This is a genomic window from Flavitalea antarctica (assembly GCF_054461535.1).
The window spans coordinates 1-785 of record NZ_JBTLQG010000094.1 but is presented as its reverse complement, the minus strand read 5'-3'; the positions used below and the strand labels follow the sequence as shown (position 1 = coordinate 785).

The following is a 785-nucleotide window of genomic DNA, read 5'->3' as shown; positions in this document are numbered from 1 at the left end:
GTAAGACTGATGACCTCACATTTAAACAATAACCTGTCTAGAAGCGCTGTTGCCAGTACTTCATCACCAAGTATTTCGGCCCAGTCTGCAGGTTTTTTGTTTGTGGTGATGATGAAGGAAGTTTTTTCATACAGGTGGTTTATGAAGTTAAACAGATTGACTGCCTCAGATTTTTCAACCGGGAAGAGCATGATGTCGTCAATTACAATCAACTCTGCTTTGCATAAGCGTTTGTACTCGGCTTTTGGTGTGCGGGCAAACTCTTTCATTTTAAGCATGCTCATGATTTCCTCCATTGTCCGGAAGTATGCCTTGTAGCCTTTATTGACAGCTTCAGCGCACAGCCCTGCTGCTAAAAATGTTTTTCCTGTTCCTGATGGTCCCATCAAAATCACATTATAAAGTTGATCTAACCAGTTTAATTCTTTCAACTGGTTAAGGCGCTGTTTTGTAAGCCCGTTGTCTACCGATTGATCGTAAGCGGCCAGGTCGCTGGATCTTGGAAGGCGGGCCACTTTAAGGCGATTGTTGAGGTCATTGTGTTCGCGGTAACTGACTTCTGCTTTTAACAGTGAGGCGGTAAATTCCAGATAGCCAGTTGATTTTTTTTCGGCATCCTTAATAATTTGTTCAAGCGCGGTATGCATACCATTCATTCGGAACTGCTGACAATGCTGTTTAATTTGATGTTTGATCTCCATTTGTCTCTTGTTTTTAATTTAGAATAAATCGTAATCGGTGATGGAACTTTTTTCCGGTTGGATGTAAGCAGCGCCGGGCATGCC

The 785-nt window shown here is 42.4% G+C and carries 1 protein-coding gene; it reads right to left on the bottom strand.

Annotated features, from left to right (window positions below):
* The coding region (istB, locus tag ACX0G7_RS27330; protein WP_458926724.1) for an IS21-like element helper ATPase IstB at positions 1-656 on the bottom strand (656 nt) is incomplete at its 3' end.
* Positions 657-785 lie beyond the last annotated feature (129 nt).